Source organism: Rahnella sp. 2050, assembly GCF_040544515.1.
GTDB lineage: Bacteria > Pseudomonadota > Gammaproteobacteria > Enterobacterales > Enterobacteriaceae > Rahnella > Rahnella aceris.
On the sequence record NZ_JBEPKE010000006.1, the window covers coordinates 52,859 to 70,404 of the forward strand.

Below are 17,546 nucleotides of genomic sequence, written 5' to 3' on the forward strand. Positions count from 1 at the left end.
AATAATCACCCCACCAGGTGGGCATATTCATTAATCCGCATGCGATATACCTCACCCGGGGTATAACGACTGTGGATTAATCTTTTCATGACTCATTTTAAGGATAATCGCGATGTTACATTGCGCAATGTTTGAACATAGAAAAACACACAACTTATTGGATTAAAGTGCTTTTTTAAGTCAAATATAAGCTGTGACTATTTTTAATTTCATTTAATTCAGTTTTTATTTCTGTTTCCGGTCATCGCTCTCTGTCCTCCCGGGGGACAGGTCTGACAGTAAAACTTCCCGATTCAACGCCGTCACATTGCCCCACAAGAATGACGAACCAGCCTTTCCCATTCATGCCGGGAAGGGCTGGAATATCAGAACTTCGTCCAGCCGCCATCTTCTGTGGTTAAGACTCTGCTATTTTTTTGTGTTTTATTTTTGGGAAGAAGACTCGCTGAAGAAAGGGGAGCCCTGCCTTCGATTTTAAACACCGAGACAATTTCTGTGAGCTGACGTGCCTGCTCTTCAAGTGAGGCGGCGGCGGCGGCTGATTCCTGCACCAGTGCGGCATTTTGCTGCGTAACACTATCCATTTGCACGACTGCTATACCAATTTGGTTTATTCCTTTGCTTTGTTCAGTCGATGCAGCCGCTATCTCGCTCATGATGTCATTTACACGGCTGACAGAGCTGACGATTTTCTCCATGGCTCCCCCGGCCTGAGTCACTTGTTCTGACCCGGACTGAATGTTCTCAACCGATTCATTAATGAGCACGCCAATCTCTTTTGCGGCTTGTCCACTGCGCTGCGCCAGATTTCTTACTTCGCTTGCAACGACGGCGAATCCCCGACCTTGCTCTCCGGCTCGTGCTGCTTCAACAGCAGCATTAAGAGCAAGAATGTTGGTCTGGAAGGCTATGCCATTAATAACACTGATTATTTCTACGATTTTATGCGAGCTGGCGTTAATTTTTACCATGGTAGATATGACGTCGTTCACAATAACACCGCCTTGGTTTGCCTCCTGAGTTGCCTGTTCTGCCAGTGTGCTGGCCTGACTCGCATTATCTGCATTATGTCGAACGGTTGAACTCAGTTGTTCCATGCTTGCGGCTGTCTCTTCAAGTGCAGATGCCTGTTCTTCCGTCCTGGAGGAAAGGTCGGTATTCCCGGTGGAGATTTCACTGGAGCCTTTATAAATTGAATCGGCGCTGTTTCGGATGTCGTATACTGTTTTTGCCCAGTTATCTTGCATCTTGTTGATATAAGGTATTAATTGTCCAACGCAGTTTTTACCCTGGAAAGCAATTTTGCTATCAAGTATGCCGGTTGCCAATGATTCAAGGTGAGCTTTCACTTTGTTTAATGGTTTAACAAGAAAGTTTGCCAGATAACGATCGCTCAAAAGCATAATGACAACGCTGAGGGCCATAGCACCTATAAGTATATATTGGCACCATGCAACCCACTGGGTAATTCTGTGATTCGCTTCAGCGTTAAGAGAGGTAATTTTGTCATTATATTTTTCTATGGCTGCACTAAAGTTACGTCTAAGCGGAAGATATTTATCATTTTTTAAAGACGCGAACAGACTTGTATTTTTCACTGCTGCTGATTCATACATGGGGAATACAGCACTGTTGAAAAGAGTAAAGGAACTGTTATAGATATCGTCCACGGTGTTGGAGTCTAAATTCCCATGATCAATATTTTTAAATTGATCTAACCCTTTTTTAAGACTTTCTAATTCAATCAACGTGGCTTTTATTTCAATATCATAAATGCCGTTATTGTTTTTTTCTAACCCAGCTATAGCGCGTTCCAGTGCTGTTACTGCACGGTAATACTGTGCATTGGCACCATTGATGATGTCACCGTTTTGCTGTTGAACATTGGTGAAGTTCAGTTCACTTTTTAACTGATTAAGTGAGTATAAAGCGAAACCTGATACTCCGGCCCATAAAAGTGAAAAAGTGATGAGAATGGTTATTAATACTGTTCGTATTTTAATATCTCTTATAAATCTCACTTTAGAATCCTCATGTATTTAAACGATAAATTCGCCCTCAACAGGCTTCGGATTTTTTTTATAATTTATAAAACAGCTGAGCCAGCTTTTTTATATTTCATTGATCTCACTATCGGCATCAAAATTTATATCTTGAGCTGTTTTTTGATTTATAAAAGTGAAAAGTATTTGGAGAGTCTTTCGTGTTGAAAAGTATAGATATTACTTAATGATAGGGAAATACTAATATGCATCCTAATTACCAGTCCTTTAAGTGTTTCAGTCAGATTTAAATGGGTAGCAGAATTACCGACCGTTAATTGTGTGGATAAAATTAATACACATTAAATTATGACTGAACGTAGAGTACGTGAATCAGCGGGGGAATATGGCACCTTCGTTGTACTGCTGGATTTTTTAACCAATTGATTTTTCATGATTAAAGTAAAAACTCTGTCCCATATTGCCTGAGTATCTGCCGTCATATTCCTCATCAACAATGGAAATGAAACTTTCCGCCAACGTTTTGAACTTGATAGTTAAAGCGTTTCATTCTCATTTGCAGCCAGATAAATAGCGTTGTAACTTTGAGGTTCCGCCACAACGATAAGGAAAGGAAAATGAAAGCTGCTGTTGTGAATAAAGACCACTCTGTGGACGTCGTGGAGAAGACTCTGCGTGACCTGGAACATGGTGAGGCACTTTTGGAAATGGAGTGCTGTGGTGTATGTCATACGGATTTGCATGTCAAAAACGGTGATTTCGGTGACAAAACCGGCGTAATCCTCGGGCACGAAGGGATCGGTATTGATGTTAATGATCAGCAACTGGAGTTTGCCGCCGATATGGGGGCTGACCTGACCATTAATATGCGGAAAGACGATGCAGCAAAAATTATTCAGGAGAAAGTCGGTGGCGCTCATGCTGCGGTGGTAACAGCAACGGCGAAATCCGCTTTTAACTCCGCAGTGGATGCGATGCGCGCTGGCGGTCGTATTGTCGCCGTGGGTTTACCGCCGGAATCCATGAGCCTGAATATTCCTCGTCTGGTGCTTGACGGCATTCAGGTCGTCGGTTCACTGGTCGGTACCCGTGAAGATCTGGCTGAGGCTTTCCAGTTTGCCGCTGAAGGTAAAGTGGTGCCGAAAGTCACAAAGCGTCCGCTGGGCGATATCAATGCGATCTTCCAGGAAATGGAACAAGGCAAAATTAAAGGCAGAATGGTGATCGACTTTACGCATAAGTAAGGTTTTCAGGGTGTCGGGTGGCGCGGCTTAGCATCTTTTGCTGCGTCACTCATGACTTACGTGCGAGATAGCCGATAAAAAAAAGCCCGCTCGGGGCGGGCTGAAAGGGGTAATGCGAGGGTCTTACACACTATGAAGGACAGTTCACAGTGGACACAGGAGAAGAAACATCGTCTTCGGATATAAAAGTAACAAACTCAATGTCTATTTATGTCAAAGCTAAGTAAGTTTATTTCCCGACTTGTAACCCCGTCAGATCACTATTTACTCAGGCGCTATACTCAAAATATTCCGCGTGAAAAACAATGTACTGCTAAACCTAAGTGGTGCTAAAGGAACACTATGCGATATTGGGTTAGCTTCATTGTGATTATTGGCATCGCCTGGTTCAGTGGCCCGTGGATAAGCCGTCATGTGCCTTCTGAATATAATCCTTTCACACCGATAACTATTAATGACCCGCCGAATCTGATCACCCGCTACAAATTAAGGAAGCTGGATAACAATCCTCAGGAATGTCTGGCTGTGCTTGAACGGGCTCAGCAAGAGGGGATGATTGAGTTTAACAGCGCCGGAAATATGGGCGGGAAATGTCCGCTGACTCATTCTGTGCGCGTTCGCGGATTTGGTGATGTTTCATTGAGTTCGAGTTATCTGGCGAGCTGTCGCCTTGCACTGAGCAGCGCAATGTTTGTCGCGCAGGTGGCGAAACCGCTGGCCACTCGGGAATTAGGTTCGCCGCTGGTGCGTATTGATCATCTGGGCAGTTATGCCTGCAGGAACGTCTATAACAAGCCCGACGCCCGGCTAAGCGAACACGCTACGGCGCAAGCGCTGGATATTGCCGGTTTCTCGCTGGCTGACGGGCGCCATCTTACGGTGCTGAAACAATGGCCTCAGCCCGGCGCAGAAGGAGAGTATGTGCGGACATTATTTTCAGAGAGCTGCCCGTATTTTGGCAATTCCATCGGGCCGGAATACAACGCAGCGCATGCCAATCACTTCCACCTCGGCATGCGCTGGTTCGGTTTTTGCCGTTAATCGACTAAATAGCGCTCCACCAGACGCGTCCAGTAGGCGGTGCCAAAGCTCAGGCTTTCATCATTAAAGTTGTAGGCCGGATTATGCAGCACCGCGCTGTCTCCGTTGCCCAGACGCAGGAAGCAGCCGGGCTTCTGCTGCAGGAAATACGCAAAGTCTTCACTGCCAGAAATTGGCGGAAGATTATCGACCACGTTTTCTTCACCCAGCAGTTCTTTTGCCACTTCCACAGCAAATGCTGTTTCCTGATCGTGATTCACCAGTACCGGATATCCGGGAACATATTCAATTTCAGCGCGGGCACCGTAACCGGCAGCGTGATTCTCTGCCAGAGTGCGGATACGTTGCTCAAGCGTTTTGCGGACTTCGGGATCGAAGGAGCGAACACTCATTTCAAGGCGTGCAGTTTCAGGGATGACATTCGCCGCATGCCCTGAATGTAATGAACCGATGGTGACAACCGCTGTGTCATTAGGGTCGATATTGCGCGAAATAACAGACTGCAGGGCGATGACCAGACTGCTGGCAACCAGTATAGGATCTACGGTCATATGCGGGCGGGCTGCATGTCCGCCTTTACCATGAATAGTGATGTTGACCGTGTCGCAGGCTGCCATAAACGGGCCAGAACGGAACATCATTTTGCCGACCGGATAGCCGGGATGATTATGCAGCCCGTAGACGGCATCACAGGGGAATCGTTCAAACAACTGTTCGGCCAGCATGCGCTCCGCACCGCTGTTAAACCCAATTTCTTCAGCGGGCTGGAAAATAAGATGCACGGTGCCGGAAAAGTTTTTGCTGCGTGCAAGCTGTTCAGCGGCACCCAGCAACATCGTCGTATGGCCGTCGTGGCCGCAGGCATGCATTTTTCCAGGAAACTGGCTGGAGTAGCTCAAGTCTGTTCGTTCGGTGATGGGCAGGGCATCCATATCTGCGCGGATGCCAATGCTGCGTGACCCGTTTCCATGCTTCATTGAGCCGACGACGCCGTATCCGCCCACGGCGGTGGTCACCTGATAGCCTAGAGATTCGAGTTTTTCAGCGACCAGTGCTGCGGTTGCAGATTCTTCATTGGAAAGTTCAGGGTGTTGGTGCAGGTGTTGGCGAACCTGGCGCAATTGCGGAACGAGATCCGCTACGTCAGCGATGGTGCAAAGTGATTTATTATTCATTATAAGGATCTGTTTTTTGCCTGAAAGAAATCCGGCCAATATGACCGGTGCCATGTCATTACCTTTGACAGAATGCAATGTGAAATCCGGACTGGCAATACATAAATCAGGCAAAAAAAGGACTTTTGAAAATTATGGAATGTTCAATTCAATAACGGTATGTAATTGATGTGACAGACTAAAGTTTTTTCCGCGACGTTACGCAATTCAACATTTTGCTGCTGGATGGTGTCAGCGGTTAACTGTACCGTTGTGATGCAGACCGGGCTGACTGGTAATTCATGAAATATCAGGCAAATGGTTTTCCATCCGCCTGATAAAGGTCTCAGATAAAGCAGCAGAATCGAGGAGGTAATAGCGGGTTTCAGGCGGGCATATAACTTATTGAGTGCTCCAGTGAGTCACACTGGGAATCGATAAGAACATTCCAGATACCTTTATAAGGGATCCCCACATAAGCCGTATTTTGATCATTAACCGTCAAAATATCGCCGAAACCTGAGTGACGTCCTTTTCGCTCAACATCATTTTCACACATCAGATGAATGTGACATTTTTCTGAACAACGTATGACGACGGTGTCGCCACCAAACAGACTCAATCTGGCTCGAACGATAGGCATGACTTCCCCCAATAAGATAAAACACCTGAAATACGCTGTAACCGAACACTGCCAGGTTTGACGCGACCCGGACCGGGAGTGATATTGGTCACACAACGCTCTGGAATCTATAAAACCAGACAAAAGAGGGGGAAATAATGACCTTAATCAAGAGTTGTAATAATCTTCCGAAGATTAATTGTTAGCCACTCAAACACATGTAAATGAAAATGATCTAATTTCTAGTAAGGAGGTTGGAATGTTGCTGTCAGGTTATCGGCGGGTGAGTAATGCAGGTGAGCGGTAACACACAGGGCGTCTCTTTCCGGGAATTGATAATATGTATTCATTCGTTACAGAGTAATAAAATAGCTGCTTTTTCTTTCACAAGCTGACACCCTATAGGCGTATGGCATGTGCGCTCGCTTTAAATTGATTATTATCGGTTTTTTTACCGTCTCACGCGCCCATTCTGCGGGTGATGAAAAAAATGCGGGCGCTACACTTTCTAATTTTATCCAGTTATAAGGGCATCGGATGAATTGCTCCGAAAAATTCAAATATGTCAGAAACTTCAGTGCGTTATCCCTGGTTCTGAATGCTTTTTTTAGCCTGCCGGTACATGCGGATGACGCACTGTTACGGGCGTGTAGCAATGCAAAAACGGCCAAGGATTGCCAGTTGCCTTTCCAGCAAGGGCTTTCCCCTGTGCAGGTCGGGTTATCCCGCGAACCGTTGTGGGGGTACGTGGATACCACCGGGCATATGGTGATCAAGCCTGATTTCAGTGAAGCCCGGGGTTTTGTGAACGACCTGGCTGCTGCGAAAAAAGGCGATAAATTCGGCTATATCGATAAGAAAGGCCACTGGGTTATTGAAGCTAAATTTACGCGGGCAACCGATTTCAATGCACAAGGCACCGCGCTGGTCGTGACCGATAACCGTCTGGTACTGATTGATCGCAAAGGTGCAGTGATAAAAACGCTGCCGTTTGCCGTTTCTCTCGACAGCCAGGGATTTGTGCGCGGTCAGGCATTGGCAAGTGTGCAAACGCAAGTTTCGCCTGCCTTGTGGAATGCCTCCACAAATCGTTCCCTTTCTCTGCCTGATGATGTCATTGCACTGGATTTGCCTCAGTCCGGGCTTATCCCAGCTAAAAAGCGTGATTCTGCGCAAGACGGTTACTGGGGATATCTCGACGAAAATGGTGACTGGGCGATTGACCCGATGATCCTGAAAACCCGCGACGAGCCGCAATTTAGTGGTGATGTCGTTGCGGTGAAAACCAAAAACGTCTGGATGTTCGTTGACCGGCAGGGTGTTTCGTTAAATAAAGAGCAATATAAATCTGTACGTCCGCTGGCTTCAGGTAGCTGGCTGGTTACAGCTGCGGATAGCAGCAAACAGTTGCTCAACAGTAAGCTGGAAAAAGTGCAGGATATTCCTGCAGATCAATCTGAAAACATCCTCGCCTGGGGTAAAGCTACGCTGGGAACGGGCAGTAAAGGCATTGTGATTATCGGTGCTGATAATCAGGTTGCTTCGCTGAAAGTGAATAAGCCGCAAGTTCTGCAACAGGGCAACCGTCTTTGGGTGATGCAAACTGAGGGGAAAACGCCTCAGGTCGCGCAGATCTATGACAATAACGGCGTAGCGCTTCTTAATGACGCCACGCTGACAGCGCTGAAAGACTATCAGTTAAGACCATTGGCCACGACGCCGATGACCGATGACATCAATGCTTTGGCGCAAGCAACCACAGATACGGCACAAAGCCTGCCATGGGCAGTTCTGACGCCTGTTGATGCGACAAAACCTCCGGCAATCCTCACCTCCCAGGGGAACGTGCTTTCCGATCCTCAGTGGGCATCGGTTGAAGGAGAGGCTTCTCAGGCTCCGTTGATCATCCATACTGAAAACAAAAAAGTTGGCGCGATCGATGCGGCAGGGAAATGGGTTATCCAGCCAGTCTTTACGCAAATCACCCCGTTTAACGGCGACTATACCTGGGCCACTGACAACGCTGGCAATACAGACGTTAAGCACCTTATTGATCGCAGCGGTAACGCGATAGACGTTCCGGCAAATATTCAGCAAAGCGCTCAGCGTTTGTCATCCGGACTGCTGTTTTATACCGGGGGCGAAAAAGATGCCCAACGCTGGGGTTTATGGGACATCGCGAGTAAAAGCAATAAAGCTGCACCTCAGTTTATCCAGATTGATTCCTTCAATGACGGTTATGCCCTGGCGCAGACAGATACGGGTTGGGGCGTGATCAGAACCGACGGCAGTTGGGCGATTGCGCCTGATGCGGGCCGTAGCGGTAAATTCCAGTATATCGGGCAGGGTGCTTTTACGCTTTCTGATAACGATCAGCCCGGTGAGCGTGGTGCGCTTGCCAGCCATTACAGCCTCTACAGCGCTGAAAACGGTCAGGCTTTAGCCACAGATTTGCTCTCAAGGCCGCAGCCTGTGGGCCGCAACCACTGGCTGGTTCAACCTTCCGAAGGTGGTGTTGCATTGCTCGACAGCGCAGGGCGTTTCCCTGTCAGCAAGGCAATTACTGCATCTTCAAGTTCTGTTGATGGCGACTGGGTTATGCTCAGTTTTTCCCCTCATTTTGGGGCGATTAACAGTCAGGGCGACTGGCAAGTCCCACCACTTTATACCGCTGAATTCAATTTCATCCCGCCTCTTAATCTGAGCCGCGCGGTCAGTGATGGCCGCGTCACATTGATTAATGATCATGGCGCGGTTCCGTTAGACGGTTTTGAACAGGCCCAGGCATTGAACTCGATGGCGCGGTTGGTCATGAATGACGATCTTACAGGCGAAACTGTGTTGTATGACAACGACGGCAATGAGATTCAGCGCTTCGCCGGACTCGACAGCCTGCAGGCGGATAAAGCCAATTCTGGCGTCATCCCTCTGCGTGATAGCAAGGGCCTGTATGGTTTTGTTGATCAGCAAGGCAAGAAACTGATCGGTTCTTACTTTGATCAGGTTGGTGCAATGAGCAATAATTTTGCTACCGCCATGAAGAAATCGACCTATGGCAATTTGCTAGGTTACATCAATACCACAGGGCGTTTCGCTATTTTGCCTAAGTTCGATTGGGCAAATGATTTCAGCGAGAAACATGCCTGGGCAGGGGGTAAAGGTGTGGTCAGTTTGCTAAACGGTGATGGCGCTGTTCAGGCGAAAATTCAGGTGCGCTGTAATCAGCGTGTCATTGTGGATGCTAAGGGGGCTTATCTCTGGCCAGCCAAGGCTCCTGCATGCGGTACCGGAGGTAATTAATGATTGTCAGCAAACCTTCAAGGCTAAGAAATGCACTCCGTTGTGCTCTGAATACCAGCAGTACACTGGCCTTATTGACGCTGACATCCGCTGCAATCGCGGCAGAGCCCGACAGTTGCTTTGCGCCGTTATCTGCGGCGCGGGCGGATGCACAAAGGCATAATGCATTGCCTGTGGTTCAGAATTTATGTATCCGTGATGTCCATGAAGGCCGTGCAGCAGTGCTTTTGCCTGCTGCAGATGCAAATGGCGAGCGTTGGGGCTTTTTAGACAATCAGGGGCAACTGGTCATTAAACCTGTTTTTGAAAAAGTCGGTGACTATCATTTTGGTGCCGCCGCTGCCATGCAACAGGGCAAGTGGGGATTCATCGATCTGACAGGAAACTGGATGATTCCGCCGGCCTTTGATCGCGTCCAGCCCTTTACCGAATCCGGGTTGGCCGTGGTGACGGCGGGAGGTAAACCACAAATTATTGACCACAAAGGTGCCCAGGTCGGTAAAGCGCTGGATGAATTAGTGGATGACGCCACTCTGAGTGACGGCATTCCGGCCCGCCTGAGTCTGACGTTTAACAGCGTTCTGCTTTCCCCTGATGGTGTCCGTCATGTGGCTACCGACAAAATGGAAGTGGTTGAACCGTTTGGCCCGAAAGATCTCTTTATCGCTTTTGATGCCAGCAAAGGTTACGGCATCATTGATGGCAATCTTACCTGGCGCGTTCTGCCGCAATACACCGCAATCACCCTTGATCCGCAAAACTCTTCTGTTGCCCTGGCGAAAAATGCGGAAGGAATTACCTTAATTCGCACCGACGGTGTGCCGGACGAACAGAAGTACTTGTCGGTCAGTGAAGAAACTGGCGCTTTCTGGCTGGCAAAAACCCCTGAAGGGATCAAATTACTTGATAATTCCGCAGTGGTTATCGCCACCTTTAGCGAAGCCGAGGCCTCTTCGCTACGTGTCTCCGGTGATTACGTGTTGAATCCCGTCACCAAAGACGCTCTTACATTGTATGTACCGGGACGTAAACAACCTCTTTTGTTGCCTGCGGGCAGTGAGCCCTGGGAGCACAGTACGGGTGAATACCTGATCACTACCAAAGGTGACCCGAAAAAGGTCAACGCGATTGTTGCACCTTCTGGCGGCATCATCGGAGGCTCACAGAATGTGGGCTGGCTGGCGCAAATCAACAGCGCAGAAGTGATCAACCACCGTTTATGGCTGCGCAACGACCAGGGTGATGTCGTCAATATTGTTGATGCATCAGGAAAGGCGTTACTGAATCAGAAGAATAGCAGCGCCCTTGATGGCAGCCGGATTGAACCTCTCTATGTCAGAAATGATGTTACTTCTGCACAATCGCCACTCGCACTGATTCGTCCTGAATCCGGAAGCGGTAAAAACGGTGCCGGTTTCCTGCGCCCGGACGGTTCACTTCAGCTCGACAGCAAATGGCAGGATATTCAATCTGCTGACGCAGACGGTAATATCGAACAGTTTATTGTCAGAACGGCTGAGGGAACCGGTGTTGTCGATGCTCAGGGGAAAATTGTTATCCCGCTGACCGAAGACAATATTTCGCCCTTTGTTCATGGCTACGCGCTTGATTATCTGGACGGCAAGCTGACCGCACTGGATCACGCGGGTAAGCATTATGATTTGCCCAACGTATTCGAGATTGAGTCTGTGGGTAACGGCTGGTTCCGTTTTCGCGAAACCGCTGCCGAAGGCGCGCTGTGGGGCATCTTTGATGTCAACACACAGAAAACGGTTGTTCAGCCCTCTTATCAGGATTTGGGTGACTACGCCGATGGTCTGGCGGCGTTCAGAGCGCCGGGAGGCTTATGGGGCATTGTGGACGGTCAGGGTAAAATCATTGTTGAAGCGAAGTATGCTAAAGCAAAACGTATCAATTCTGCGCTCTGGCTGCTGACGCAACCGGCCGCTCCTGACCAAGCCGAATCCAGTGTGATTGCTGAAATCATTGGCAATGATGCGAAAGCGAGAGTCGCACCAACGGCGGGGTTATCAGTCACTCAGTTCAGTGATGGACGCATTCTTGCCACCTCTGCCGCAGGGCAGTCCTGGCTTTTGGATCCCCAAGGCAACATTGAACTGCACGAACAGCAAACCCGTATCAGCGCGCTGGGCGATTGGGTAAAATTATCCCGTAAGCCGCAGGAAGGTTATCTTTCTGCGCAAGGAGAATGGCAAATTCAGCCCGTAGCGGAAGCCCAAAGTTCTGCTTTTGTGCAGGGCCGTGCTTTGCGTTCGACGCCGGCAGGGTATGAGCTGATCGATGATAAAGGTGTGCGGGTTGCGGCTATGCCTGAGGGCAGGTGGACAATGCCGTCAGCCAGCACGTGGTCTGTCTCTAACGACCCGCAGGATGGTACGCCAGCGACCCGTTATGTCGACAACACCGGTAAATTAGTACTGACGGTACAGGGGAATGCCAGCCTGATGGTGAATGATCATGCTGTACTGACACGCGCAGACGGCATGAAAACCTGGATAAACGGCCAGGGTAAACAAGCTGAGGGCATTGCTTATGCCGACTTAGGTTTGCCTGTGGATGGCCTGGCATTCGCCAAAACGAACAATAATTACGGGTTTGTCGATGTACAGGGTAACTTTGCCATTGCACCGCTATTCAGTGCCGTCTCACCGTTTGACAGCGGCGTTGCCGTCGTTTCAACGCCTGCGATGTCAATGATGATTGATAAAACGGGTAAACCGCTTGCAAGGATCGATAAGGAATGCGGCATTGCCGTTTTATACGGCGCTGGCAGCGCAAGACAGTGGCCGGTAGCGATGCCGGATAACTGCAAACCGTAGAACGCATTTCTGGCTTTTAAAACCCGCTACGGCGGGTTTTTTTGTGCTAATGTTTAACTGTCATAGTAGTGAACTATCTCAATTGAAAGGATAAATTATGATTCCGCAGATCCCACTTAAATACAGGGATGCAGAGCGCTGGTCGTTTGGTGATACCGAGTCGTCAGCAGACGAACTGGCTAAACGTGTTATTGCAGGCACAAAAACCGCCACCTGTTCAAACCTGGATGATGACCCGGAACCAGAACCTGGCGAAATCTTTGTGGTGGTCGATGGTCGCAATAATCCGGTGTGTGCCGTACAACTGACCGAAGTGAAACAAGTTCCTTTTGATCAGGTGACAGAGCAACATGCCTGGGAAGAAGGTGAAGGTGACCGCACGCTGGCTTACTGGCGCGCTGAGCATCAGCGTTTCTTCGAAGAGTACGAGATGTTTGAACCCACTATGCCATTGTTACTGATGAAGTTCCGGATGATAGAAAAGTTCTAAATATCTGAGGGGCCTGATAAGGAAAATCAGGCCTTAAATCTCGCCAGCCAGCGATATGATCAACCTGATGTTGTCGATCTGCCGTTCAGGAATATGTCATGTCAGTGAATTCAGTAAATCAACGCGCTTTTGCAACCCTTTCAGGAATACCTTATTTCAGCCAGTGGGAAGACCCTGACTGTGCTGCCGGAATTATTGCCGGTGAACTCGAACTGAGTGATATCAAACTATGGGCCCAGTCTGGCGCATCAACCCAGCAGGAATTTATTGAGTGGGCAAACCATGTTTGTGGGATGTGTTGCCTGAAAATGGTGCTGGCGGCGGTTTCCGGAAAAGTGGTGCCTGTTCTTAATCTGACTCAGCGCAGTCTGCCATATGGCGCGTATGTTCGTGATGGCGACAACATTAAGGGGTTGATTTATGCACCTTTTGTTGAGTATGTTCGCCAGGAGTTGGGGATGACCGCAGTAGTTAAAGTGGGAATTGCTGCAGAGGATATTGCTGCACAAATGGTAGATCACCGGTTCTTCATTGCCTCGGTGCATCCGTCGGTTCGTATTCCGGAGACTGTTCCGCCGCGTAAAGGCGGGCATCTGGTGCTGGTGACGCGTGCCGACAGGGAGTTTGTGACCTTTCATAATCCTTCCGGTCATGATATTTCCACACAACAGGATGTCACGTTACCGGTGAAAGTCTTCGCCCGCTTTTTTGCCGGACGGGGTATTTCGTTGGTTGAAAACGCTGAGTGAACGCAAGCGGCATGGCGAACATCATCCCGTTCGCCATGCTGTATCACTCCAGTCGCATTATCCACTCATCTTTCTGTTCGTCATACTTCTCCTTGTACAACACAGAGTGACGACCATCGACCACTGCCGGGACACTGGTGTGATCATCCCAGGCATCAAGTTGCATACACAAATCAGGATCTGATTTGCACGGGATGTGCACTTTATCGCCGCCTTTTGCTTCAGGCGTTGAGAGATGCGCATCGTCAATTTCGTAGCTACCAATTCTTATGCTCGATTTTCCCATCAGGTACCCCTTGCCAGAGTGACGCGAGTAATTTCAACAACATCAGGTATGACCAGTTGGTCGCCCTTATATGAGGATAGACGACAGCACAAAAAGTGCCACCTGAATTTTACTGCTGCATAAAACAGGCAAAAAAAAGAGGAGGGGAAGGTGAACCAGCCGCGCGGCAGATAGCGCACGACTGACTGTACAGAGGATTAAAGTTTATTGAATCTTACCGAGACGGGCATGGCATTAATCTGATTGCGACCGTTGTTTTTTGAGAGGTACAGCGCTTCATCAGCGGCACTCACAATATCCGACTGATCCTCAATGTCCGGATCCTGATCTGGCATATAGGTCGCAATCCCCTGGCTGATGGTGACGCGATTAAATTCACTGAAGCTGTGTTTGATGCCCAGCACTTCAATGGATTCCATAATATGCTGCGCCACAATCCACGCCCCTTTCAAATCCGTATCCGGCAGAATCGCGGCAAATTCTTCGCCGCCAAAACGTGTCACGACATCGGTGCTGCGTTTGAGTGATTTTCGTAATGTACGGGCGACCAGACGCAGACAGGCGTCACCGGAAAGATGGCCGTAGTGATCGTTAAAATGTTTGAAGTAATCGATGTCGATCATCACCACGGTCAGCGGCGTGCGGTTACGCTTGGCACGCATGTATTCATGGCTGAGCACTTTTTTAAATTCACGGCGGTTCGGCAATTTGGTCAGCGAGTCCGTGCGCGCCTGAATTTCCAGACGGCGGTTAGCTTTGACCAGTTTCAGTTCCAGCAACTTACGTTCATGCACATCTTCGGCGGTGCCATACCAGCGCTGAATGGAGCCGTCAGCGGCATAGCTCGCTGCGGCACGAATGCGCATCCAGTTCCAGCCGCGGTCTACGTGGCAGAAACGAACTTCAATATCCAGGGGGGCGCCGGTCTTCAGGCAATGTTCCCAGGTTTGTACGGCAGCACGGCGGTCTTCCACATGCATACTCTGGATCCACTTATCTGCCAGAATATCCTGTCGCGTCATGCCGGTAATCCGCTGGAAGCGCGAGCTGACGTCGTTGAGCAGACCGCGCGGATCGGCTGTCCACGGGATTTGCGGGTTCAGCTCAACCATATTGCGGTAATGCTCCTGGCTTTCACGCAGTGCTCTTTCCATACGTTTGAGGCTGGTAATGTCGGTCATCGCGACGGAAAGGCCATTAAGCTGATTCTGCGTATCACAGGCGGCTTTGATACGTACAAAGAAAACCTGATTCTTACCGGGAACGGAAAATTCGCGGTCCGGCGTGGTTTCATTCCGCTTCGCAAGTTCAAGTGCATTATTGAGCAACGGAGAAAGACCGGGCAGAAACACGCCGACTTTACGACCAATCGCTTCGTAAGGTTGTAAACCGATAATATTCGCCATGGCATCGTTTACGGTGACGTAGCGCATTTGCAGGTCGATAAAACACAGGCCGACCGGCGCATTGGAATAAATGGTTTCAAGCTGGAAGAGGCGCTGACCCGGAGCCTGATCAAGGCTGGTCAGGTTACGATCGATCCCCCGATAACCCCGGAAATTACCTTCGTTGTCAAACAGCGGAACACCGCTGGTTTCAAGAATGACTTCCGTCCCGTCAGGGCGAATATTACGGTTCAGCAAACCGCCGAATGGCGCGCGTCGTTCGACGATAGCAGCAAACTGCTCGCCAACCCGTTTGGCTTCATCAGGTGGCATGAAGTCAAAAGGCGTTTTGCCTAATACTTTTTCAGGTGGAACACCGAGAAACTCGATGCATTTATTGGAAGAGAAAACATAACGCCCCTGCGTATCGACTTCCCAGATCCAGTCAGAATTGTTATCGATGATATCCCGCAGGCTGGCCATTTGCTGTAATAGCAGCCCATCTGCTGATTCGAGTTTCATTTCATCCGACATGACACTTCTCCGACTGGCAGGTCTTTACTCAACATCAGGCATTAAGATTTATATCTGAAAATGATATATCACTAGCAATGTTATCTTGATGGCAATAATACATGTCACGGTAGGATTATTCCTACTTATAATTCAATAAATCTTTCTTGATAATATAAATAATTATCTACTATATTCGGCATAAAATGTTGCCTAAGTAAGGGTTCCATACACTTTGTCACCCCTATTTCACCTAAACACGACGTTGTACAGAATTCGCCAAAATGCTTGTCAGGATGAGTTTTTAATCGTTAAAGATAATGATTAGGTAGAATATTCTGCGCCATCACGATGATCTTATGGCACAGAAGTTTGCAAAAAGTTTAAATTAATTAATCGTTCGATAAGGTCTGCGGACGAACCGCGCCATCCCTGACCAGCTCACGCGGCAAACTATTTTTAATCCGGCTTCCGATTCGTTTCGCTAATCCCAACGGCTGGCCGAGCCATGTCACCAGACATTCATCTGCCGGTGGGGCAGTTTGCGGATAAATATCGACGCCCCGGAACCAGTTTTGCGCCAGTTCGTCGTCAATTTCAAAACGGTTTTTAGTTTCAGTATCGCTGAATGCGACCACGGCTTCGTGTTGCCAGCGGAAGCCTTTCGGAAAGCGTTCAGCCAGCCTGATACCAATACGCGAAAAGCGCACTTTCCCAAACAGCGGTTCCAGAACTGCTGGGAATATCCAGATCTCTTTGTCGCGTTGCCACAACGTATATTGTTTTTCCTGCCATAACAGTCCGGACTGACCGGCAGCTTTGATAATTTCTGCGCTGTCCTGACGGGAAAGCGGAGAGAAAGGGAAACGACCGACTTTGTATCCCGGAACAGGCAAGCGCGGTACGGAGTCCGTTTTGCGAAAACGCGCGACGAAGAAACCTTCACTGTCATAAACCTGAGGGAATACGTGCAGATAGCCTTCCTGCGTCACCGCTTTCCTCGCACCCGGGAATAAGTCTGCCAGCGATTCACTTTCCACCGCATCAGCATAAGTCTCGAGCAGCCACTGGCAGACCTGCTGGTTTTCCTGCGCATTAAGGGTGCAGGTTGAATAAACCAGTACACCGCCCGGTTTCAGCGCATGAAAAGCGCTGTCGATCAGTTCACGCTGCGTGGCAGCAATTTCCGACACGCTGTTTTCAGACCAGTTGCTCATGGCATCAGGATCTTTACGGATAACGCCTTCGCCCGAGCAGGGGGCATCCAGCAGAATGGCATCGAAAGTTTCCGGTAATGCGGCACCAAATACGCGCCCGTCAAAGTGGGTGAGTGCTGTATTGCTGACACCGCAGCGGCTGATATTGGCGTGCAGAACTTTTACCCGGCTTGCGGAATATTCATTGGCAACGATGCCGCCCTGATTTTCCATCAGCGCCGCAATCTGCGTGGTTTTTGAACCCGGTGCGGCGGCGACATCCATCACCAGCGTCGGCTGAGTGCCATCAGCAAATAACGCAGTGACCGGCAGCATTGAGCTGGCTTCCTGAATATAAAACAACCCCGCAAGATGAGACAACGCATTACCTAAACGCGATTCATCCAGTGCATGGCGGTTGATCCAGAAACCTTCGGCGCACCACGGCACAGGCTCTAAATCCCACTGATAACTGCCGGCCAGTGTAAGGAAATCTTCCACGCTGATTTTGAGGGTATTGACCCGCAGGCTGGGGCGAAGAGGGCGCTGACAGGCAGCGATAAAATCCTCCATGCTCAGGCTGGCAGGCATGATTGCACGAGTGGCTTCCAGAAAAGCGGCGGGTAATTTATCAGCAAAACTGCTGGCAGTGGTGAGCTTTGACAAGAGTGCGGTTCCAGAACTGAATAAGTTTTCAGCCGCGGAGTTTAGCATATTTACCTG

Annotated in this window: 12 protein-coding genes; 6 read left to right on the plus strand and 6 right to left on the minus strand. The window is 49.1% G+C overall.

Features of this window, described 5'->3' with window-relative positions; genetic code table 11:
• Nucleotides 1-365: 365 nt before the first annotated feature.
• On the minus strand, nt 366-2,021 hold the full coding sequence (locus tag ABIC79_RS20010; protein WP_013576166.1) for a methyl-accepting chemotaxis protein: 1,656 nt from the start codon (nt 2,019-2,021) through the stop codon (nt 366-368).
• Nucleotides 2,022-2,620: 599 nt separating this feature from the next.
• On the opposite strand from ABIC79_RS20010, the gene ABIC79_RS20015 reads away from it, so the two are divergent.
• Together ABIC79_RS20015 and ABIC79_RS20020 are read left to right on the plus strand one after the other, a co-directional pair.
• Nucleotides 2,621-3,247, plus strand: coding sequence for a zinc-binding dehydrogenase (locus ABIC79_RS20015; RefSeq protein ID WP_013576165.1), 627 nt, complete (start codon nt 2,621-2,623; stop codon nt 3,245-3,247).
• Between the two features lie 342 nt (nt 3,248-3,589).
• On the plus strand, nt 3,590-4,288 hold the full coding sequence (locus ABIC79_RS20020) for an extensin-like domain-containing protein (protein ID WP_013576164.1): 699 nt from the start codon (nt 3,590-3,592) through the stop codon (nt 4,286-4,288).
• Here the strand turns inward: ABIC79_RS20020 and ABIC79_RS20025 are convergent.
• Together ABIC79_RS20025 and ABIC79_RS20030 are read right to left on the minus strand one after the other, a co-directional pair.
• The gene (locus tag ABIC79_RS20025) at nt 4,285-5,463 is read right to left on the minus strand and encodes a M20 aminoacylase family protein (RefSeq protein WP_015690175.1); all 1,179 of its coding nucleotides are present in this window, start codon (nt 5,461-5,463) and stop codon (nt 4,285-4,287) included. The genes ABIC79_RS20020 and ABIC79_RS20025 overlap by 4 nt on opposite strands.
• 364 nt (nt 5,464-5,827) lie before the next feature.
• Nucleotides 5,828-6,085, minus strand: a complete 258-nt coding sequence (locus ABIC79_RS20030) for a DUF1883 domain-containing protein (RefSeq protein WP_013576162.1) — start codon at nt 6,083-6,085, stop codon at nt 5,828-5,830.
• 516 nt (nt 6,086-6,601) lie between these two features.
• Between ABIC79_RS20030 and ABIC79_RS20035 the strand changes: the two genes are divergently transcribed.
• The 4 genes from ABIC79_RS20035 to ABIC79_RS20050 all read left to right on the plus strand — a co-directional run bounded on the left by ABIC79_RS20035 (nt 6,602) and on the right by ABIC79_RS20050 (nt 13,443).
• Complete coding sequence (locus ABIC79_RS20035) at nt 6,602-9,364, plus strand: WG repeat-containing protein (protein ID WP_112152164.1); 2,763 nt, start codon at nt 6,602-6,604, stop codon at nt 9,362-9,364.
• Nucleotides 9,364-12,204: a WG repeat-containing protein gene (locus tag ABIC79_RS20040; protein WP_121020112.1), complete on the plus strand. Its 2,841-nt coding sequence runs from the start codon at nt 9,364-9,366 to the stop codon at nt 12,202-12,204. Before ABIC79_RS20035 ends, ABIC79_RS20040 begins: the two co-directional genes overlap by 1 nt.
• A 97-nt stretch (nt 12,205-12,301) precedes the next feature.
• Nucleotides 12,302-12,694, plus strand: coding sequence for an ASCH domain-containing protein (locus ABIC79_RS20045; RefSeq protein ID WP_013576159.1), 393 nt, complete (start codon nt 12,302-12,304; stop codon nt 12,692-12,694).
• A gap of 98 nt (nt 12,695-12,792) precedes the next feature.
• Nucleotides 12,793-13,443, plus strand: coding sequence for a hypothetical protein (locus ABIC79_RS20050; protein ID WP_112152166.1), 651 nt, complete (start codon nt 12,793-12,795; stop codon nt 13,441-13,443).
• 43 nt (nt 13,444-13,486) lie between these two features.
• Here the strand turns inward: ABIC79_RS20050 and ABIC79_RS20055 are convergent, their stop codons facing one another.
• The 3 genes from ABIC79_RS20055 to rsmF all read right to left on the minus strand — a co-directional run bounded on the left by ABIC79_RS20055 (nt 13,487) and on the right by rsmF (nt 17,537).
• The gene (locus tag ABIC79_RS20055; RefSeq protein ID WP_013576157.1) at nt 13,487-13,729 is read right to left on the minus strand and encodes a YebV family protein; all 243 of its coding nucleotides are present in this window, start codon (nt 13,727-13,729) and stop codon (nt 13,487-13,489) included.
• A 197-nt stretch (nt 13,730-13,926) separates the two neighbouring features.
• Nucleotides 13,927-15,648 (minus strand): sensor domain-containing diguanylate cyclase, encoded by a 1,722-nt coding sequence (locus ABIC79_RS20060; protein ID WP_013576156.1) that lies wholly within the window; start codon nt 15,646-15,648, stop codon nt 13,927-13,929.
• A 371-nt stretch (nt 15,649-16,019) separates the two neighbouring features.
• The gene (gene rsmF, locus ABIC79_RS20065) at nt 16,020-17,537 is read right to left on the minus strand and encodes a 16S rRNA (cytosine(1407)-C(5))-methyltransferase RsmF (RefSeq protein WP_314521543.1); all 1,518 of its coding nucleotides are present in this window, start codon (nt 17,535-17,537) and stop codon (nt 16,020-16,022) included.
• Between the last annotated feature and the right edge of the window lie 9 nt (nt 17,538-17,546).